Raw genomic sequence first — 21,582 nt, forward strand, 5'->3', positions numbered from 1 at the left:
TTACAATAAAAAATACTATGGAAAATTTAATTAACGACTTAAAAGTAAAAATTATCGAAATTTTAAACCTTGAAGATGTATCAGTAGAGGATATCAAAAATGATGATCCTTTATTTGGTGACGGTTTGGGATTAGATTCAATCGATGCTTTGGAGTTGATTGTTTTATTGGATAAAGAATATGGAATCAAAATTACTGATCCAAAAGAAGGAAAAACGATCTTTCAATCGGTAGAAGTAATGGCAGACTATATTGAGAAAAATAGAACAAAATAATGCATAAAAAAGTTGCAATAACAGGAATGGGAATTATTTCGGCAATAGGTAAAAATGTCGAAGAGAATTTCGATTCATTAATTCATCAAAAGCATGGTTTATCACGCCTTGAAAATTTTGATTCTATTCATAAAAATGAAATTTTTGTAGGTGAAATTAAATTATCGAATGATGAATTAGCAACTTTTTTAAACTTATCTTCAGAGAATAATTTCTCTCGAACAGCGATGTTAGGACTAATAGCTGTGAAAGAAGCTCTGAAAAATGCAGGAATCGAAAACGTAAATGAAGTCAGAACAGGACTGATTTCTTCGACAAGTGTGGGAGGAATGGATATGACGGAAAATTATTTTTTGGATTATGAAAACCTGCCCGAGAAACAAAAGTATATTTCGAGTCACGATGCGGGCGCTTCTTCCAATCAAATTGCAAATGAAATTGGTTTGAAAGGCTTTGTTTCTACAATTAGTACGGCTTGTTCTTCGGCTGCGAATGCGATTATGTATGGAGCGCGCTTGATTAATTCAGGAAAATTAGATAGAGTGATTGTTGGCGGAACGGATGCTTTGTCAAAATTTACCATTAATGGATTCAAAAGTTTGATGATTTTGAGTGATGAGTTTAATCAACCATTTGATGAAAATCGAAAAGGTCTAAATCTTGGTGAAGCAGCAGCTTATTTAGTTTTAGAATCAGAAGAATCAGTTCAAAAGTCAAATAAAAAAGTTCTTGGTTATTTAGTTGGTGCTGGAAATGCTAATGATGCATTTCATCAAACAGCTTCGTCTGAAAATGGAGAAGGAGCGTATTTGGCGATGAAAAAAGCGTTCGAAACTTCTATTATTCAGCCTTCAGAAATCGATTATATTAATGTTCATGGAACTGCAACAAACAATAATGATATAACAGAAGGTCGAGCTTTGAAGAGAATTTTCCGAGAAAATGTCCCTAATTTTAGTTCTACAAAACCATTTACAGGTCATACGTTGGCTGCTGCAGCGAGTGTAGAAGCGGTATTCAGTTTGTTGAGTATTCAACATAATCTTGTTTATCCAAATCTTAATTTTCAATCTCCGATTGAAGAGTTGAATATCTTTCCGACCACAAAATTGGAAAAGAAAGATATTGAATATGTGTTATCAAATTCGTTTGGTTTTGGAGGAAATTGTTCAACTTTAATTTTTTCTAAATCATGAAAGAAGTATTTGTAAACGGATTAGGCTTTGTAAATGTGCGATTTATAGATAAAATAACTGATGATTTTCTTCCTTTAGAAGCTTCTATTACTAAGGCAAAATCGCCTTCGTTAAAAGATATTATTTCTCCTGCGATGAGTCGTAGAATGGCTTCTGGTGTAAAAATGGGAATTTATTCTTCTCTAAAAGCATTGAATGAGGCAGGAATTAAACAACCAGAAGCAATAATTACTGGAACTGCTTTGGGTTGTTTGGTTGATTCTGAGAAGTTTTTGACAAATATTATTCAAAACAAAGAAGAGTTTTTGACGCCAACAGCTTTTATTCAATCTACGCACAATACAGTTGGTTCTCAAATTGCTTTGCATCTTGGTTGTAATGCGTATAATTTCACGTATACAAATGGTTTTAATTCGTTTGAAAATGCACTTCTAGATGGTTTTTTACAAGTTGAAAATCAAGAAGTAAATAACGTTTTGGTTGGTGGAATTGATGAAATTGGAGAAAGAACATATCAGTTGTTACAATTAATTGGTGAGATTGAATCAGAAGAAAATCAAGGAATTAAATATAGTGAAGGTGCTCATTTTTGTGTTTTATCTAATAAAAGAAATGAAAATTCTTATACAAAAGTTTTAGATGTTTCTATTTTAAATCAATTTGAAGATTTATATTCCGAAATTTTAAAATTCATTCAATTGAATCATATTGATTTAACCGATATTGATTCGATTATTTCTGGTGAAAATTTATTGAATATTAATGATTTAAATCAACTTGAGTTATTTGGATACAAAGATTTTATTGGAGAATTTGGAACTTCCTCTGCTTTCGGATTTGTGTTAGGTTGTGAATTATTGAAAAATCAAACTTTACCAAACCAATTCAAAAAGAATGACGTAAAAGCTGAAAGTTATAAAAACGTACTTTTAGTGAATGGTCATAAAGGTAAAGATTTGAGTTTAGTATTGCTTCAATCGATATGAAATTCAGAGTAGTCACAATCCTTTTTGTAGTTATACTAATTTGTTTATCAATTGGTTGTTTTACAAAAGGTTTGTCTTTTTTTTATTTGTTTATACCTTTTATTATTTGGTTGTTATTGACAATTTTTGGAGCTTTTGAAATTCGATTTAACTATTTTTTGAAAGCTTATCATCGAGGAAATAATCATTCAGAGAAAATAATTTCTCTTACTTTTGATGATGGACCGACGGAATTTACACTAAGAATTTTAACCATTTTAGAAAAAAATAGTGCAAAAGCAACTTTTTTTTGCATTGGTAGACAAATCGAAAATTATCCTGAAATTCTTGAAATAACTCATCAATCAGGACATTTGATAGGGAATCATACATTTCATCACTCTTCTAAAAATGGTTTTTATTCAACAGAAAAAATCATTGATGAAATCGTTTCTACCAATCAACTTATTGGAGAAAAAATAAACGTTACGACGAAAATTTTTAGACCACCTTTTGGTGTCACAAATCCACATATAGCAAAGGCTTTAAATAAAACACAACATAATGTAATTGGTTGGGATATTCGTTCTTTGGATACAGTTATCAATGATGAAAAAAAATTATTGAACCGAATTACTGGTCGAATAAAGCCTGGTTCTATTATTTTGATGCACGATACTTCAGACAAAACTGCGAATGTTTTAGAGCAATTATTCGTATTTTTACAAAAGGAAAATTATAAAGTAGTTCCATTAAATGAACTCTTGAAAATTGATGTATATGAAAACTAAAATCTTCATTTTATTAGCTTTTTTTCACTTGACAATTTTTGCGCAAGAAAGTAAAATGAGTAATGCTGAAATTGAGAATTTCAAAAAAGATATTATAGCTGATTCTAAGAAAATACAAACGTTGACGGCTGATTTTACACAATATAAAGTGATGAGTTTCTTGGATAAACCAATTGTTTCGAAAGGAAAATTGTACTTGCAAAATCCTAAAGCGATGCGTTGGAATTATACACAACCAATTGATTATAATGTGATTTTTAACAATGGAAAAATTTACATTAATGATGAAGGGAAAAAATCGAGTGTAGATTTACAAGGAAATAAAAAATTTGAAAAATTAAATCAATTAATTGTCGGAAGTGTAAGTGGAAATTTGTTTGATACAAACGATTTTATCATAACTTTTGCGAAAACTGATAAATCTCGAATTGCAAAATTACAACCAAAAATAAAGGATGTAAAAAAGTACATCAAAGAAATTCAGTTGACGTTTTATTCAGGTCAATCAACGGTTACAGAAGTCAAATTAATTGAACCTTCGGATGATTACACGAAAATTTTATTTACCAACAAATCTTTAAATAAAACAATAAATGCGTCTGTTTTTAATCCTTAGTTTTTTCATTTTAACCTCTTGTGGAACGACTTACAAAATTGCTGATATACAAGAACAACAAAAGGATGAAAGGGAGTTTTTGAACCCATATTTTAGTTCAACTGATAAAGAGTATAGTTATCGTTTCAAGATTACGTTCATGAAAAAGGAAATGAAAGGTAATTTTGTTGTGAAAAAATTGGGTTACAACTCGCATCGTGTGGTAATGACGTCTGATTTTGGGAATACGTTATTCGATTTGTCAGTTACAGACCACGATTATACATTGAATTATGTAATGCCAGATTTGAAAAAAAAAGTGGTTGTAAAAACTCTTGCAGAAGATTTACAAGCTATTTTTAAGAATGATTTTCAAGTTGATGAGCATATAAAAACGACAGATCAAACGATTTTAAAATCAAAAGAAGTGAGTTTAATTTTTGCTAAGAATGAATCAAATTATTTTAAAGAATTGGTTCATTTAAAGAAGAATAAAATAAAAACGATTAATCAATTTTCAGGAGATCAAACAGATTTTCCTGATCAGATTTTAATCAAACATAATCACTTCAATTTAAGTATCACACTTACAAAAGTAAATATACAATTAGAGGAAGAGTAAACTAACGTACAAATCATCTTTTTTTAGATTATATTTGTAACTCAAAACTATTACAAATGCTTATTCCTAATCTATATATCATTAAAAATACTGAGAAAATTGATGAAAATAATTTTAAAGTTCAAATTGAATTAAATCCAAATCATCAAGTTTTCGAAGGTCATTTTCCAAATAACCCAATTACACCTGGTGTTTGCATGATGCAGATAATAAAGGAGATAACAGAAGGTTTTGTTTCGAAAGATTTGTTTTTGTCTAAAGTTTCGAATGTGAAATTTATGGCGACAATAAATCCGTTTATTAATCCTATTTTGGATTTGAGTTTGAATGTTGTTTGTGAAAATAATGAAGTGAAAGTGAAAAATTCTTCATTTTTTGAAACGACAAATGCGTTAAAATTTAGTGCAATTTATAAAGTTTTAGATTAATGAAAACTCTATTATCTATTTTTTTATCGGTTTCATTTTTCTTTGGATTAACCTTATCCGAATTGAGAACAGATTTTGAAAACGCTTCAAAATCATCGAATAATGTATCTATTTTGTATAATAAATTAGATAATTATTCAGGTGATAATCAAACAATTATTGCATATAAAGGTGCGTCTAAAATTCTGAAAGCAAGGTATATAAAAGATAAGGAAACGAAGAAACAATATTTTACAGATGGAGCAACTTTGATCAATAATTCGATAAAAAAAGACTCTAAAGATGTTGAAAATCGTTTAATTCGATTGATTATTCAAGAGAATATTCCAAAGTTTATCAAATACAATCAAAATATACAAGAAGATAAAACATTTATTGTCGAAAATTATAGTTCTGCACCAAAAGAAGTAAAAACTTTGGTGAAATCGTACGCCAAAAAATACAATACTTTTACAGCGCAACAGCTGAAAAAACTAAATTAATCAATGGATTTTTCGATTATTCGACATAAAATAGACGAACAAAAAGTTTGTGTACTTATTCCGACTTACAACAATCATAAAACATTGAAGCGTGTGATTGACGGAGTTTTAGATTACACGAATCAAATTATAGTTATAAATGATGGATCGACGGATTCTACTTCTGAAATTTTAAAAGATTATCAGAATCAGTTTATTGTAATTGAACTTCCAGAGAACAAAGGAAAAGGAAATGCACTTCGTATTGGTTTTAAAACTGCGCGAGAAAAAGGCTACCATTATGCATTGACAATCGATTCTGACGGTCAACATTTTCCATATGATATTCCAAATTTTATTACAGAATTAGATCAAAAAAATAAGCCTGTTTTAATTATTGGAAGTCGTCAAATGGAGCAAGATGGAATTCCGAAGAAAAGTAGTTTTGGAAATAAGTTTTCTAACTTTTGGTTTTGGTTCGAGACTGGAATTAAGCTGAATGATACACAATCTGGTTATCGTTTGTATCCGTTGAAATTTATTCCGAAAAAGTTTTGGACAAATAAATTCGAATTCGAAATTGAGATTATTGTACGAACAGCTTGGAAAGGAGTTGAGGTGACCAATATTCCGATTGATATTTTGTACGATCCAAACGAACGAGTTTCACATTTTCGTCCATTTCAAGATTTTACGAGAATTAGTATTTTGAATACTTTTCTGGTTTTTTTGACGATTTTTTACATCAAACCACGAAATTTTTTCTTCAGTTTCAAAAAAAAAAATATACGAACATTCATTAAAGAAGATATTCTAGGGAGTAATGATAGCAATAAAGTAAAAGCGCTTTCAATTGCTTTGGGAATTTTTCTTGGAATTGCACCATTTTGGGGCTTTCAAACTTTTTTATCCATTTTTTTAGCGTCGATGTTTCGTCTTAATAAAGTGATTAGTTTCTTTTGTTCCAACATTAGTATTCCGCCAATGATTCCGATAATTATTTATCTTTCTTTGTTGACTGGGGGATTTATTTTGCAAGACAATTTTCAATTGGATTTGAGTTTGGTTTCTTTTGAAATTATCAAAAAAAATCTGCTTCGTTATATTGTCGGAAGTTTAGTTTTAGCTACTTTTTGTAGTATTGTTAGTGGAATTGTAAGTTATTTTTTATTAATTTATTTCAGTCAAAAGACAATTAAGAATGCATAAATTTTTCTACAACATATTTTTACAAATCAAGGCAAATAAATGGTTGAGTGTATTATTTTTTATTCTCTTTTTACTTGGTTGTGTTTTTTTTTCAAATCGACTAAAATTTGAAGAAGATATTACGCGAATCATTCCGAAAGATGAGAAAAATGATGCAATGGCAAAGGTTATTGCTCAATTAAAATTTACGGATAAAGTTGCGGTGATTATCGAAAAAGATAAAGCTGGAACGTTGGATGATATGACGGCGCAAGCAACAGATTTTTTAGATAGTGTTCAGCCGTTAAGTAATTATTATAATGATATTCAAGGTCAATATGATTTAGATAATTTTGCTTCGACTTTTGATTTCGTTCATCAAAATTTGCCACTTTTTTTAGAGAAAGAAGATTATAAAAAGTTAGAACAAAAACTCTTAAAAGATTCGATTGCTTCTATTGTTGAAAGTAATTACAAAAGTTTGATTACACCGACTGGAATTGTTTCAAAAGAATTTATGTTGAAAGATCCGCTTGGGTTGACTTTTGTTGCATTAAATCGTTTAAAAGAAAAGAATTTGACGGATGATTTCGAAGTTTACAATGGATTTATTGTGACGAAAGATCATTCGAAATTATTTCTTTTTATCAATCCTAAATTTTCAGGAAGTGAAACAGAACATAATACTGAATTTGTTAATCGTTTAGAAGAAATTCAACAGCATTTAAATCCAGAATATAGCGGAAAATCAACATTGAGTTATTTCGGTTCAAGCTTTATTGCAGTTGCGAATGCAAAACAAATTAAACAAGATATTATAACAACCGTTTTGATTTCGATGATTACATTAATGATCATTTTAATTGTATTCTATCGAAAAATTTACATTCCGATAATTATTTTTATTCCTTCCGTTTTTGGTTTTTTCTTCGCTTTGGCACTTTTGTATTTTATTCAAGGTACAATTTCTGCAATTTCATTGAGTATTGGAGCAGTTTTATTAGGAATAACAATTGATTATTCGCTGCATATCATGACGCATTATAAGCACAATAGCGATTCTAAAACATTGTTTAGAGAGATTACGAAACCGTTAATCATGAGCTGTACGACAACAGCGATTGCATTTTTGTGTTTACTTTTTGTGAAATCAGATGTGTTGAAAGATTTAGGAATTTTTGCTGGAATAACAGTTATTGTTTCTGGTATTTTTTCTTTATTGATTATTCCACATTTATATCATCCAAAACAAGATGCGATTGAAAATAATTCTTCAATAATAGAGAAGTTAGCGTTCTTTTCATTTCATAATAACAAGATATTGATTGGTGCTTGTGTTCTTTTGATTATTGTGAGTTGTTTTACGTTTAATAATGTCAATTTTGATAAAGATTTATCCAAATTGAATTACGTTCCAACCGATCAAAAAATAGCGGAACAAAAGTTAGAAACATCGTCTAATTCTATCTCAAAATCGTTGTATGTTGTCAATTATGGAAACAATGTAGAAGACGTATTAAATGAAAATATTGCGTTAACAAATAAGTTACAAAAAGCAGAAAATAGAGATGAGATTTTAAGTTATAATTCTATTCAATCGTTGATTTTACCAATTTCTGTTCAACAAGAAAAAATATATGATTGGAAAAATTTTTGGAATTCAGATAAAGTGAATTTTGTAAAGAATGAATTTATCAAGGATGGAAAAAAATATGGTTTCAAAAAAGAAATTTATAATCAATTTTTCTCAATTTTTGATAAAGCATATCAACCTTTAAATTTAGAAGATTATAGAGCATTTAATCCGTCGCTTTTTGAAGAATTTGTTTCGCAAAAAAAAGGTTTTTATACGATTTCTACTTTAGTAAAATTAAAGGAAGAAAGCCGAGAAAACTTCATCAAACAATATCATAATAAAGAAACAATTGTAATTGATCGCAAACAGTTAAACGAAAATTTTTTAGGAAATTTAGTGACAGATTTTAATAATCTTGTCAATTACTCATTTATTGCTGTTTTATTAATATTGTGGTATTTCTTTCGACGTATAGAATTGGTTATTATCAGTGCGATTCCTATTGCGTTATCGGGCTTGGTTACTGCTGGATTGATGGGACTTTTTGATATTAAATTCAATATTTTTAGCAGTATTGTTTGTACATTGGTTTTTGGTCATGGTGTTGATTTTAGTATTTTTATGACGAGTGCTTTACAAAAAGAATATACGACCGGAAAAGATGAAATGCCTACTTATCGCACTTCGATTTTGTTAGCAGTTATCACGACAATTTTAGCAATTGGAGCACTTATTTTTGCTAAACATCCAGCGTTGAAATCAATCGCATCAGTTTCTTTAGTTGGAGTTGTGGCGGCACTAGTGATTACATTTATTTTCTACCCAATTTTATTTCGATTTTTCATCTCAAATCGTCCTAAAAAAGGTAAATCTCCAATGACGTTGTGGTTGGCAATTCAAAGTGGGATTTTCTTCATTTATTTTGGATTATTTGGTACAATAACGTCTTTAATCCTTCAATTTTTTATGCTTATTTTACCAATCTCGAAAGAAAAAAAATATAAACTTTTTGGATGGGGAATGTCAACTTTTATGAAATCTGTGTTGATGTTAAAGCCAACGGTTGTCAAGAAAATTATTAATCCAAATCAAGAAGACTTCAAGAAACAGTCAATCATAATTGCGAATCACACTTCGTTCTTGGATACGTTGGCGATTGGAATGTGTACGCCTAAAATTGTGTTCTTAGTGAACGATTGGGTTTATAAATCGCCGATTTTTGGTCGAGCTGTGAAAATGGCAGGTTTTTATCCTGTTTCAAACGGTGTTGAAAATAATATTGAAGAGATTAAAACTCGAATTGGGAATGAGTTTTCGTTGATGATTTTCCCTGAAGGAACACGTTCTCGAACGAATAATATTAATCGTTTTCATAAAGGTGCATTTTATTTGGCGGAGAAATTGAAACTTGATATTTTACCAATTTATATTCATGGAAATTCAGAGATTATTCCAAAAGGAGATTTTTTAATTTTTGATGGACATATTTATTCAATAATAGGTAAAAGAATTGCTTGGAATGATGAAAACTATGGTTTGAATTATTCAGAACGAACTAAAAGAATCAGTAAGGAATTTAAAAATAATTTTCAAGAAATTCGAGATAAATATGAAGATAAAAACTATTGGAAACAGAAATTATTTTTAAGTTTTTTGTACAAAGAATCTGAAATTATTCAAGTTGTAAAAAAGGATTTTAGTTTGAATAAATCTGTTTATCATCAATTAAATAATGCATTTACAAAAGATGAAAAAATAGTTCATTTTTCGAATGATTTTGGACAAATTGATTTTTTATTATTGATGCAACAAGCAAACCGAAAAATAATAACGTTTGTAAAAGAGGAAGAAAAGCGAGAGATTGCAGCAACAAATTACATTACAAAAATTCGTTCGTTAGAATATCGTTCTGATCTTGATGTTATAGATGATTATAAGACGCTTTTAATTTCTACTGATATTGAAAATATTTATCAAGAAACAATAAATCAATTTGAGAAAATTGTTGTTTTAAAGAATAGAAATATTGACGAATCACTTTTTACAAGTTTTGCCCAACAAACCGAAACAAATGAATACACAATTTACACAAAATAATTCTGAATCTCATTACGATGTAGTCGTTATTGGTAGTGGTTTGGGAGGACTTGTTTCTGCGCTTATTTTGGCAAAAGAAGGAAAGAAAGTTGTTGTATTAGAAAAGAACAATCAGTTTGGAGGGAATTTGCAAACTTTTGTTCGAAATAAAACAATTTTTGATACTGGTGTTCACTATGTTGGAGGTTTGGATAAAGGAGAAAATTTGTATAACTATTTCAGTTATTTGAATATATCCGACAAATTGAAATTGCGCCAGTTGAATAAAAATGGTTTTGATATGATTTCGTTTGATGATGATTCTCAGGAATATCCAATTGCGCAAACGTATCAGAATTTTGTTGATCAATTAGCTGTTTTTTTTCCTGAAGAGAGAGAAAATTTAATCAAATACAGCAAAAAATTAGAGGAAATTTGTTCTGCTTTTCCTATGTATAATTTGAATATCGGAACTTTTGCTGATGAAGAAGATTTTTTGTCGATTAATGCGAAAGAATACATCGATTCGGTTTTCACAAATAAGCGTTTGAAAGCGGTTTTAGTAGGAAATAATTTTCTTTATGTAGGACAAGCAGAGAAAACGCCTTTGTACATACACGCGCTTTCAGTTAACTCTTATATACATTCGGCTTGGAGATGTGTAAATGGAGGAAGCCAAATCGCGAAACTTTTGATCAAAGAACTGAAGAAATATGGAGGTGAAATTTATAAATACCAAGAAATAAAATCATTTGTACAAAACGAGAATGAAGAAGTAATTGGTTGTGAAACAACAAAAGGAAAACGTTTCTTTGGTAATTTATTCATTTCGAATATTGACATTAAAAAAACAATAGATATGTTAGGCGAGCGTAAGTTTGGTAAACCATTTTCTCGACGCGTCAAAAGCTTGGAAGTAACGCCTTCTGCATTTACTATTTATATTGTTTTTAAGCCAAAAAGTTTTTCCTATATCAATCATAATATTTATCATTTTAACTCGATAAATGATGTGTGGGACAGCTACGAAAAAACTACAAATGATTGGCCAAATACATACATTGCAACATTTAGTATGGATCAAAAAGATGAAGAGTATTCGGAAAGTATGACGGTTATGACGTATATGATGTTTGATGAAGTACAAAAATGGGAAGAATCGTATAATGTTGATATTAATGATAATTACGGAAATAGAGGAGAAGAATATGAAGAATTTAAACGTCAGAAAACGGAATTAATCATTCGTAAATTAGAGAAAAAATTTCCTGATATTAGAGAAAAAATTTCTTCAATTCATACTTCTACGCCTTTATCTTATCGCGATTTTATAGGTTCTGAAAAAGGAAATATGTATGGATATTTGAAAGATAGTAATCATCCGATGAAAACATTTATTTCACCAAGATCAAAAGTAAAAAATGTGTTTTTTACTGGTCAAAATGTCCGTGTTCATGGAGTTTTGGGTGTAACGGTTGGTGCATTTGTAACATGTTGCGAAATCCTTGGTGCTGACTATTTAATGAATAAAGTTCATCGTGAAATAAAACTAAATGCGAATGAATAAAACTATTTACTTTTTTACGTTTATTTTTTTTACGTTTATATCTTGTGGCATTAGAAAAAGTTTAGAAAATCGTCCTGATTTGTCTACTTTTCAATCAAAACAATATAGTAGAAATGAGATCAATGACTCACTTTTTTATATTGAAAATAATTTTTTTAAGAAAAATAAAACACAAAATTGGGAACTTTTTGTTTCGGGAGATCCGTTAGAAATTGGTCAAAAAACAGGTGTTTTAACGAAAGAATTATATGCTTTTCAAGAGCAATCTTTCATGAATTTGATAACTGATTTTATTCCTTCTGAAAAGCGCAGAAAATTTCTTTTCAAAGTACTCAAATATTATAATCGAGATTTACATAAATATGTCAACAACGAATATAAAGCACAAATTTATGGACTTTCTGAGTCTGCAAATAGCCACTATGATTCGTTAATAGACAAATATAATCGTAACCTTTTTTTACATGGGGCGCACGATATAGGACATGCTATGCATGATTTGATGTTGGTTGGTTGTTCATCTTTGGCTGTTTTGGATAATAAATCTGAAGATGGAGGTTTGTTGATTGGTCGAAATTTTGACTTTTATGCAAATGATGATTTTGCGAAGAATAAAATAGTTTCGTTTGTCAAGCCAAATTCTGGTTATCCATATATGTCGGTGACTTGGTGTGGAATGATTGGTGTTTCGTCTGGAATGAATCTGGAAGGGCTTACAGTAACGATAAATGCGGGAAAATCTTCTATTCCACTTAAAGCAAAAACGCCTATTTCTCTCGTTGCTTTAGAAATTTTACAATATGCCTCAACGATTGATCAAGCAATTGAAATAGCAAAGACTAAAAAGGTTTTCGTTTCTGAGAGTATCATGATTGGTAGTTCAAAAGATCATCGTGTGGTGTTGATAGAAATTTCTCCTAAAAAGTTTGGTGTTTATGAAGTTCAAAATCAACCTTATTTAGCTTGTACTAACCATTTTCAGAGTGATGTTTATTTGGATGATAAGCGAAATAATATTCAAAAAGAGGAAAGTCATTCGGTTTATCGTTTTGAAAAAATTGAAGAACATCTTTCGAATGAAAATAAGCTAAATCCCACTAAAATGGTTGAATTATTGCGTGATACAAATGGTTTGAAAAACACTAAATTAGGTTACGGAAATGAAAAGGCTTTGAATCAACTATTGGCGCATCACGCAGTTGTTTTTCAACCAGATAAACGATTGGTTTGGGTTTCGTCAAATCCATATCAATTAGGTGAGTTTACAGCTTATGATTTGAATAAAATTTTTAATGATTCTATTTCAAATTATATGTTAAATGTAGATAGTTTGAGAATAGAAAAAGACAAGTTTGTCTTATCTGCTGATTATTCTAATTATGAAAAATATCGTGAACAAACACACCAAATAAGTAAGTTGATAAAAGAAAATAAGAAAATTGATGAAACTTTTTTAACAAGTTACATTCAAAATAATCCTGATTTTTGGTTGGTTTATGACAAAGTTGGTGATTATTATTTTCAGCAGAAAGATTATCAACAAGCGAGTTTTTATTATAAATTAGCATTGACAAAGGAGGTGACTACAGTTCCTGACCGAAATAAAATTCAGAAAAAATTATCCAAATGTTCTCGAAAAACGCGTTAACATCCTTAGAACTTCAATCTTTAGAAGAGATTAAAGAATTTCAAAATCAGAAACTTCAAGAACAGATAAAGTATCTTGCGACGCATTCCAAATTTTATCAAGATTTATTCAAAAAATATCAAATTGATTGGAAATCTATTCAAACAACGGAAGATTTAAAATTAATTCCTGTTACAACGAAGAATGATTTGCAACAATATAATTTTGATTTTTTATGTGTTCCATTAACTGAAATTATTGATTACTCAACAACTTCTGGAACTTTAGGTGATCCTGTAACATTTGGTTTGACGGATAAAGATTTAGATCGTCTGGCAGCAAATGAAATGAATTCTTTTCAACGAATTGGGGTTCAAAAAGGTGATGTTGTACAATTGATGACAACGATTGATCGTCGTTTTATGGCTGGTTTGGCGTATTTTCTTGGTTTGAGAAAAATAGGCGCGGGCGTTATTCGTGTTGGTGCTGGAGTTCCGCAATTGCAATGGGATTCTATTTTAAAATATCAACCCAAATTTTTGGTTGCTGTTCCATCTTTTTTATTGAAAATGTTAGATTATGCAGAGAAAAATAACATCGATTATCAAAATTCATCCGTAAAATCGGTTTTGTGTATTGGAGAGTCGTTGCGTGATAAAGATTTGAATTCGTCTTTGTTGGCGCAAAAAATAAATTCGAAATGGGATATTCAACTTTTTTCGACTTATGCTTCAACCGAGATGGGAACAGCGTTTACAGAATGTAATGAATCGGTTGGAGGACATCATCAGCCAGATTTGATTATCACAGAAATTTTAGACGAGAATAATGAAGTTGTACAAGATGGTGAATTAGGTGAATTGACAATTACAACATTAGGAATAGAAGGAATGCCTTTATTGCGTTTTAAAACAGGTGATTTAGTACGCAAACATTCCGATAAATGTAAATGCGGGAGTAATTCGTATCGATTAGGACCAGTTGAAGGTAGAAAGCAACATATGATAAAGTACAAAGGAACAACCTTGTATCCGCCAGCTTTACATGATATTTTGAATCATTTTGATGAAATCAAATTACATTTAATCGAAATTTATTCGAACGAATTTGGAACAGATGAAATTTTAATTCGATTAGTTTCAACAGACGAAACCGATGATTTTTTAGCAAAAATAAAAGATTATTTCAGAGCAAAATTACGCGTAACGCCTTCTATAAAATTTGAAACTTTTGAAGAATTACAATCAATTGTTTTCAAGCCAGAAAGTAGAAAACCAATTACGTTTGTTGATTATAGAGAAAGTTAAATATATGAAATAAAAAGTCCACTGAAAGTGGACTTTTTATTTGAAAATATCTTATTTTAAATAAGTATCAGAATTTCTTGCCGGGCTTTTAACCTCTGGCCATTCTTGCTGTTTTCCGTCTCTACCATTAGGTAAAATACGACGCTCACGACTTACTAAATCTTTTTCTTGATCTGCCATCATCGTTAAAGTAGCACTCAAAATTGCATTCGTTTGTACTTCTTCAAAAACGATTTTATCATACGTATCTTTGTTTGTGTGCCAAGTATACGTACCGTAACCCCAATTTAATGAACTAAGTCCGAAAGCTGGCGCTCCTGCAGCGATAAAAGATGCATGATCCGATCCTCCACCACTTGGCATTCCAGGGAAATCTGTCTTGATTTCTTTCGTAATAAAATTAGGAACAGCTTGTAACCAGCGCGTCATGTATTCATATGATTTTTCAAAACCAGATCCATTGATGTTTACTACACGTCCTGTTCCATTATCTTGGTTAAATACAGCTTGAGTGTTTTTAATAATTTCTGGATGATCTTCTACAAAAGCACGAGAACCATTCAATCCTTGTTCTTCACTTCCCCATAAACAAATCAAAATTGTACGTTTGTTATTTGGGTATAATTTTTTGATTGTACGAATTGTTTCCATCATTGTGATAGTTCCAGTTCCGTTATCTGTTGCTCCTTGCGCTCCATCCCAAGAATCGAAGTGAGCAGAAAGAATAATGTACTCGTTTGGTTTTTCTTTTCCTTTAATTTCTCCAATAATATTGAATGTTTTCGCAACTCCATTGTGTTTAGATTGTGCATTAACAGTCAATTTTGGAGCAGTTCCATTTTCAGCTAAACGATATAACATTCCGTAATCTTCATTCGAAATATCTAACATTGGGATAGTTTTCGTTTTTGCACCAAAAATTCTATTTGCTCCCATAATTCCTGTCCAATAAGAAATTGCAACCGCTGCAGCTCCATTTTTCTCAAAAACTTCTGGAAGTGTATTGTTGTTGTAACCTGTCACTTTTATAGAATTTGCCCAAGCTTCGGCTTCAGCTTTTCTTGTTTCAGTAACTTTTTTATACAAATCCTCTAAACCAAAATCTTTGTATTGATAATCAGAACGTCCATATGATTGGTTTTGTGACATCAAAACAACTTTTCCTTTTACAGAAGGTAACCATGCGTCAAATTCAGCTTTTGTTTTGAAAACAGGCATTGCGATAGCATCTGCATTCACAGCTTTTTTAGTTGCTGGTGACCATGCTAATTGAGTAGCTTCGATAGATTTTGCTCTTGGATACGTCATATCAACATGCGTTATTCCGCGCTCCCATGCTTTCCATGTTCCATAATCTTCACGGCGGGCATCAATTCCCCAAGATTTCAACGTTTTAATTGCCCATTCTCCTGCTTGATCCATTTGTGGAGTTCCTACTAAACGAGGTCCGATTCCGTCTAATAATTCGTGCGAAATTTTCTTCAACTGCGAATTATTTTGAATTTCGGTTACAAAACTTTGTACAGTTGGGTCTAATTTTTCTTGTGCTTGCGCATGTACCGCAATAGACGATAATACAATTGTAGAGTAGGTTAATGTGTTAATCAATTTCATAATTAAAGTAATTTCGTGTGATAAATTTTACAAATTAGGTCTAAAATAGAATATTTTGTGAAATAAAAAAAGACATCTGTAGATGTCTTTTGTGTAATTATGTTTTTTTGAAAATATAGTATTGTTTTTTAACTATCTTTCATTTTAATGAATCGATTATTTTTCAGCACAAATATTTTATCAGGGTTATAGGCATGATTCTTTTTCGATTCTTCATTTAATGGAAAAACCGTAATTGCTAAAACTGGAAAATCATTGAAACTAAATATCTGTAAATTAATGTTTTTATATAAATATTCGTCCTGAGAAAAATTTGCATCAAGTAAATTGTAATAATTAATTAATTCGACATCGCTCATAATACTTTCGGTTAAATTTTCTGGATGATAACCAACAAATAATAAACCTCCCTGACCATGCAGCATAGCATAAATATTTTTTTCAATTTCTTTCGGACAATTCTTTTCTAAAAACTGAACATAATTAAAATATTGATAATGAAAAAGATGATCGTAAAGACAATCTAGAATAAATTCGTTGTTCGAAATATTATTTATAAAAAATTGTCTTGTTGGGTTATTCCACAAAAAAGGTGTGTCTAAAATTTTGAAATAGTCATCTTTAATAGCAAAATTTGAGAATAGATTTTTATTTAATTTTATTGCATTTATTTGTTCTTCAAAACCTAAATTTTTCAGTAACTTATATTCGTTTATTAAATTGTTAAGTTGTTCAGAATAATTAATTTGTTTAGAATTTTTTAAAGAATAAATTTCATATTCGTTATCTTTTTTTAAAGAATCGAAATCTTCATTTAACACAAAAGACAAACTAATTCCGTAAGGAAAAATGGTTTCATTTGGAGTGATAAAAATAGCTTCTTGATTAACTAGTTTTAAGCGTTTGTAATTATTTTCGTTAGGAAAATTGATTTCAGTATTTATTCGATCAATTGCTTTTGGTTGAATAAAATTACTTTCAATTTGTAGCAAACCTTCATTTGAAATAATTTCGATGTAATTTTCAAGAAAATTAAAAGCATCCAACCTATTTTTTAACCCGTTATCCGAATTAAATTGAGTTGTTTGAAATTCTTTTGAGCTTGTGCAAAAACGTGTTTTTATAACATAAGTTATTGTAGATAAAATGTTTTTGTGCATAGTTGAATTTTAATCTTTTGTAAATGTAAAAGATTAGTTTTTAATAATTTTTACTAAAAAACACTTTTTTATAAAAATTATTAAGTGTTTTTGTTAAGAACTTTTTGATTCCGTTTTCGATAAAATAGTCACTTTTTTGAATATTGTTTTTGAGGAAATGATAAAATTATAAATTTGATTTAAACAAAAAATCCTCAACTCCGAAGAATTGAGGATTTACTAGCCAACTAAAATTAACTATATCTATGAAATTTGTATGCTACGTTTTTCTTTTGGTAAAGCTTCTTCTTTCTTAGGTAGAACTAATTGCAAAATCCCATTTACATAAGAAGCTTCTATTTTATCTTCGTTTATGGTTTCTGGCAATGTAAATGCTCTTTTGAAGCTTGAAAAATTAAATTCTTTTCTCGAAAATTTTTCTTCTTTTACTTCTTCATTTTGTTTAAATTCTGATGAAATTTTCAAAATATTTTCATCAATTTCAATAGAGAAATCTTCTTTGTTTAAACCTGGTGCAGCTAATAAAATCTCGAAACTATCTTCATTTTCTTTGATATTTACTGCAGGAAATTGATTTTGAGAATTTACAAAAGTTTCAAATTTTGGACGCATTGCATTTTCAAATCCAAAAGGAAAATAATTTGCTCTGTTTTTTCTAACTGTATTCATGTCTTGTATGTTTAAATTTTTGATTTCATTGTTCATGTTTTCACTTTATTCAAATTATGTGCAAATCGATATTGTAAGACAAAATGACTTGTTTTTACTGTTTTTAAATGTCAAAATGACTGAAAATTTAAATTTTGAACATAAAAAAATCCTGAAAAGTCATTTTCAGGATTTGTACATCTTGGTTAAGATTCTATTTATTTATAAATTTCGTCTAAAACTTTTGCTAAACGTAGACCGCCTTTTAGCATTTGATCTTCGATCGTTTTTTTGTTGTCAAAATGGTAACGGTAACCTAATTTATCGTCCATTTTAACACCTGCGTAAATTCTGTTTGCAATAATATAAGAGCCGTAAATCCAATCAGCAAAAGTTCCTTCTTGCATTGTTTTTTGTTGTTCTTTCGTTGCAATATCCAGTAAATTAGAATATTCTGTGTACGAATAGTTTTCGTAATCAACCAATTTAGAATCTCAAACGGTATGAATATTTACTTTATCGCGGAACCATTCAACTTTTATTCTATTTCCACCCAAATCGTCTGGACGCCCAACATGTAAAGGTTGATGCGCATCTCCCAAAATGTGAATCAAGAAATATAAATCGTGTTGTTTTTGTTCGATTGTTAAATTCTTGTTGTTTTTTAATTCATTAATCAAAAACAAACCTTTTTTGTACATATTATCATCAGAAGTTCCATCTAGCGCAACATCAAATTGTGCACGATCCAAATCTCCTGGAATATTTACGTAATGGTAAGAATCTGCATGTTTCCAAGAATCATCAGACTTGATAAAATCTGGCCAGTTCGCCCAATACGCTAATTTTTGTGGACCAATAATTTTTGTAATTTCTTTACGAGTTTTCTTGCTAATATGTTGTTCTGCAATTTGAGAAACTACTCGGTGACCTGTTAATCCCCAAGCTAAAGCACTTTCTGAAGCTAAAAATGCTCCTAAAAGCATTGCACTTCCTATAATTTTTTTCATTGTGTGAGCTCGATTTTTGACAAAGGTAATAAAACTAATTCAAGTAGAATGAGTGATTTTTGAAGGTGATTTTTAAATGATAGTTAATATTTTTTCAAGTAAAATCAAGTACTTTTTCATAAAAAAAACATCGATTTTAAAATATTCTTAAATAACTTAAATAACTTAAAAAACTTAAAAAAAATATTAATTCAACAAATCTTGATAAACAGACCGATTGTTGTCTTTTTTATTTATAATACTAAAAATAATTCAGTACTTTGTTTTGCATAATACTAAAACTTTTATATATATTTGTATAACAAAATAAAACAAGCCGTTCTTATGAATATAGAGAAAACAAAAGTTCAGATGCGAAAAGGTGTACTGGAATATTGTATTCTCAGCATTATCAAAAAAGGAGATGCGTATGCATCTGATATCATAGACGAATTGAAAAAAGCAGAGATGATTGTTGTTGAAGGAACATTATATCCGCTTTTGACAAGACTTAAAAATGATGACCTTTTACAGTATCGCTGGGAAGAATCAACGTCAGGACCACCTCGCAAATATTATGCACTTACAGAGTTAGGTGAAAATTTTATAAAAGAATTAGCTGAAACTTGGGAACAGTTAATTGAAGCCGTGAATAAAGTAACCACAGAAACGCACAAAAATGGATAAAACAGTATCAATAAGTATAGGAGGATTTTCTTTCGTGTTAGACGAAATCGCCTATAATAAATTAAAGACCTATTTACAAGATGTAAAAACTTCTTTGAGAGGTACGGAAGGTGTAGAAGATATTATTGAAGATGTAGAAATCCGTATTTCTGAATTATTTCGTGAACGGTTAAAATTTAGAGAAGTCGTAAACGAAGATGATATCAATTTTGTAATTGCTACGATGGGACATCCAGATCAATACAAAGTTGAAGAAGATGAAGAGAACGAAAGAACGTCTACAAATTCATCATACAATTATTCGTCAAATAATCAATCGTATGGAGGACAACAAACAAGTGCGAAACGTTTGTACCGCGATCCAGATGATACAATTGTAACAGGATTATCTGCTGGTTTGGCGCATTATATGGGCGTTGATCCTTGGTTTGTACGTTCTATTTGGTTAGTTCTAGGAGTTTTAGGAATTTTCACAGCAGGTGTATCATTTTTCTTAGTGGTGTTCTGTTATTTTATCTTGTTAATTTTTGTTCCAAAAGCAAAAACAACATCAGAAAAGTTACAGATGTACGGACAACCAGCAAACATTGATACATTAAAAAAAAACGTAGAACAAGCTAGTGAAGCTGTTGTAAGTGGAAGCAAAGAATTAAGTAATAAATTAGGAGGAGCCTTTGGGGTTTTTGGTCGAATTTTACTTTGGTTCATCGGATTTATCATTCTAAGTTCAGGAATTGGATTAATCATTGGAGGATTCTTTTTCTTCTTTACAACTTGGACAGAAATGCCAACAGAATTATTCGGTTATCTTGTAGAAGAGGAATGGATGAGTATGGCAGCCAAAATATTTGGAGGAATATTAATGGTAATTCCAGGTGTTTTATTGACAATTTTAGGTGTAAAATGTTTCTGGAGTAAAGTTAAAGTAAGCAAAGCAGTTATCTTTGGATCAATCGCTCTTTGGTTTGTTGCATTATTTGCAATCATCGGAATTTCGGTAAGTACAGCAAGTAAATTTAGAAACTCAGTTGAAATGACTCAAGAAAAAAGTTATGTTATTCCTTCTGATACGTTACAAGTTTATTTTAGAGAAAATAATGAAGGCAATTTAAAGTTCAAAACTTTTAACGATTTAGATCAATTAATTGATGCTAATGGAAACTTAATTATACCAATTGATGATATTTTTGAGATCGAAGAAAGTACAGACGATAAACTTCATGTTCAAGTAACTTATTCTTCTAAAGGAGGAAGTAAAGAAGAAGCAAAACGTAATTTAGAAGCAATTAGATATAATTACGAATTAAATAGAAATAAACTTTATTTAGATGAGTTTATTAAAATTCCTAAAGATGGTAAATTTAGAAATCAAACGGTTGATATCAAATTGTATGTTCCTAAGAATAAATTAATTCACACGAATAACACTGATCGAATGACAATTATTAATAATGATAATGATCGTGATTATTTATACGATTTGAAGAATAAATTTATTGGATATAATGGAAAAAAATTCGTATGTTTGAATTGTCAAAAAGATTCAGATTCTGAGGACGATATTAATCTTGATTCAGAGGATGTAAACATAAATTTGAATGACGGAAACGATTCGGCGAGAGTTAGAATTGATAAAAATGGTATTCGTGTCGAAAGTAAAGACGGTTCAGTAGGACTAAATTTACCAAGAACTGAAAACAAAAAAGAAAAATCAAACCAAGAAATACACTATAAAGATGATACAGATTCTATTAACATTAACTACAGAAATCATTCAAATAATCGTTGATTTCTTTGCATAGACTTAGGA

At 29.8% G+C, this 21,582-nt stretch carries 18 protein-coding genes and 1 pseudogene; 15 read left to right on the forward strand and 4 right to left on the reverse strand.

From position 1 onward, the window contains the following. Nucleotides 1–17: 17 nt before the first annotated feature. Genes ACTS9J_RS06270 through ACTS9J_RS06330 form a run of 13 tightly spaced genes read left to right on the forward strand, consistent with a single transcriptional unit; the run spans nucleotide 18 to nucleotide 14,674 of the window. The gene (locus ACTS9J_RS06270) at nucleotides 18–275 is read left to right on the forward strand and encodes a phosphopantetheine-binding protein (protein WP_019975316.1); all 258 of its coding nucleotides are present in this window, start codon (nucleotides 18–20) and stop codon (nucleotides 273–275) included. Beyond that, nucleotides 275–1,471 (forward strand): beta-ketoacyl-[acyl-carrier-protein] synthase family protein, encoded by a 1,197-nt coding sequence (locus ACTS9J_RS06275; protein WP_448353046.1) that lies wholly within the window; start codon nucleotides 275–277, stop codon nucleotides 1,469–1,471. The genes ACTS9J_RS06270 and ACTS9J_RS06275 overlap by 1 nt, the downstream gene beginning before the upstream one ends. After that, nucleotides 1,468–2,457, forward strand: coding sequence for a beta-ketoacyl synthase chain length factor (locus ACTS9J_RS06280; RefSeq protein ID WP_125350375.1), 990 nt, complete (start codon nucleotides 1,468–1,470; stop codon nucleotides 2,455–2,457). The genes ACTS9J_RS06275 and ACTS9J_RS06280 overlap by 4 nt, the downstream gene beginning before the upstream one ends. Next, a complete protein-coding gene (locus tag ACTS9J_RS06285) occupies nucleotides 2,454–3,227 on the forward strand; it encodes a polysaccharide deacetylase family protein (protein ID WP_280051373.1) in 774 nt (257 codons plus the stop codon). Before ACTS9J_RS06280 ends, ACTS9J_RS06285 begins: the two co-directional genes overlap by 4 nt. After that, nucleotides 3,217–3,843 carry a LolA family protein gene (locus tag ACTS9J_RS06290; RefSeq protein ID WP_409410633.1) on the forward strand — a complete coding sequence of 209 codons (627 nt, stop codon included), beginning with the start codon at nucleotides 3,217–3,219 and terminating at the stop codon, nucleotides 3,841–3,843. Before ACTS9J_RS06285 ends, ACTS9J_RS06290 begins: the two co-directional genes overlap by 11 nt. Further along, on the forward strand, nucleotides 3,821–4,444 hold the full coding sequence (locus tag ACTS9J_RS06295) for a hypothetical protein (protein WP_125350373.1): 624 nt from the start codon (nucleotides 3,821–3,823) through the stop codon (nucleotides 4,442–4,444). The genes ACTS9J_RS06290 and ACTS9J_RS06295 overlap by 23 nt, the downstream gene beginning before the upstream one ends. A 56-nt stretch (nucleotides 4,445–4,500) precedes the next feature. After that, on the forward strand, nucleotides 4,501–4,872 hold the full coding sequence (locus ACTS9J_RS06300; protein WP_125350372.1) for a 3-hydroxyacyl-ACP dehydratase: 372 nt from the start codon (nucleotides 4,501–4,503) through the stop codon (nucleotides 4,870–4,872). Next, complete coding sequence (locus ACTS9J_RS06305) at nucleotides 4,872–5,354, forward strand: hypothetical protein (protein ID WP_280049826.1); 483 nt, start codon at nucleotides 4,872–4,874, stop codon at nucleotides 5,352–5,354. The genes ACTS9J_RS06300 and ACTS9J_RS06305 overlap by 1 nt, the downstream gene beginning before the upstream one ends. A 3-nt stretch (nucleotides 5,355–5,357) precedes the next feature. Next, complete coding sequence (locus ACTS9J_RS06310) at nucleotides 5,358–6,542, forward strand: DUF2062 domain-containing protein (protein ID WP_291065371.1); 1,185 nt, start codon at nucleotides 5,358–5,360, stop codon at nucleotides 6,540–6,542. After that, a complete protein-coding gene (locus tag ACTS9J_RS06315) occupies nucleotides 6,535–10,194 on the forward strand; it encodes an MMPL family transporter (RefSeq protein ID WP_448353047.1) in 3,660 nt (1,219 codons plus the stop codon). Before ACTS9J_RS06310 ends, ACTS9J_RS06315 begins: the two co-directional genes overlap by 8 nt. After that, nucleotides 10,169–11,740: a phytoene desaturase family protein gene (locus ACTS9J_RS06320; protein ID WP_286495630.1), complete on the forward strand. Its 1,572-nt coding sequence runs from the start codon at nucleotides 10,169–10,171 to the stop codon at nucleotides 11,738–11,740. Before ACTS9J_RS06315 ends, ACTS9J_RS06320 begins: the two co-directional genes overlap by 26 nt. Next, on the forward strand, nucleotides 11,727–13,388 hold the full coding sequence (locus ACTS9J_RS06325; RefSeq protein ID WP_286495628.1) for a C45 family autoproteolytic acyltransferase/hydolase: 1,662 nt from the start codon (nucleotides 11,727–11,729) through the stop codon (nucleotides 13,386–13,388). Before ACTS9J_RS06320 ends, ACTS9J_RS06325 begins: the two co-directional genes overlap by 14 nt. After that, nucleotides 13,367–14,674 carry a phenylacetate--CoA ligase family protein gene (locus ACTS9J_RS06330; RefSeq protein WP_280037047.1) on the forward strand — a complete coding sequence of 436 codons (1,308 nt, stop codon included), beginning with the start codon at nucleotides 13,367–13,369 and terminating at the stop codon, nucleotides 14,672–14,674. The genes ACTS9J_RS06325 and ACTS9J_RS06330 overlap by 22 nt, the downstream gene beginning before the upstream one ends. Before the next feature lie 51 nt (nucleotides 14,675–14,725). On the opposite strand, the gene ACTS9J_RS06335 is transcribed toward ACTS9J_RS06330, so the two are convergent. From ACTS9J_RS06335 to ACTS9J_RS06350, 4 genes and pseudogenes are all read right to left on the reverse strand, one after another. Further along, nucleotides 14,726–16,288, reverse strand: coding sequence for a M20/M25/M40 family metallo-hydrolase (locus ACTS9J_RS06335; protein WP_125350368.1), 1,563 nt, complete (start codon nucleotides 16,286–16,288; stop codon nucleotides 14,726–14,728). Between the two features lie 128 nt (nucleotides 16,289–16,416). Further along, nucleotides 16,417–17,448: a hypothetical protein gene (locus ACTS9J_RS06340; protein WP_448353048.1), complete on the reverse strand. Its 1,032-nt coding sequence runs from the start codon at nucleotides 17,446–17,448 to the stop codon at nucleotides 16,417–16,419. Nucleotides 17,449–17,691: 243 nt separating this feature from the next. After that, complete coding sequence (locus ACTS9J_RS06345; protein WP_260509575.1) at nucleotides 17,692–18,117, reverse strand: Hsp20/alpha crystallin family protein; 426 nt, start codon at nucleotides 18,115–18,117, stop codon at nucleotides 17,692–17,694. A gap of 197 nt (nucleotides 18,118–18,314) precedes the next feature. Continuing rightward, a pseudogene (locus ACTS9J_RS06350) lies at nucleotides 18,315–19,106 on the reverse strand (S1/P1 nuclease). A 324-nt stretch (nucleotides 19,107–19,430) separates the two neighbouring features. On the opposite strand from ACTS9J_RS06350, the gene ACTS9J_RS06355 reads away from it, so the two are divergent. Further along, nucleotides 19,431–19,772 carry a PadR family transcriptional regulator gene (locus tag ACTS9J_RS06355; protein WP_291063927.1) on the forward strand — a complete coding sequence of 114 codons (342 nt, stop codon included), beginning with the start codon at nucleotides 19,431–19,433 and terminating at the stop codon, nucleotides 19,770–19,772. After that, nucleotides 19,765–21,561 carry a PspC domain-containing protein gene (locus ACTS9J_RS06360; RefSeq protein WP_291063925.1) on the forward strand — a complete coding sequence of 599 codons (1,797 nt, stop codon included), beginning with the start codon at nucleotides 19,765–19,767 and terminating at the stop codon, nucleotides 21,559–21,561. Before ACTS9J_RS06355 ends, ACTS9J_RS06360 begins: the two co-directional genes overlap by 8 nt. The last annotated feature ends 21 nt before the right edge of the window (nucleotides 21,562–21,582 follow it).

The organism is Empedobacter sp. ULE_I140 (assembly GCF_053482575.1).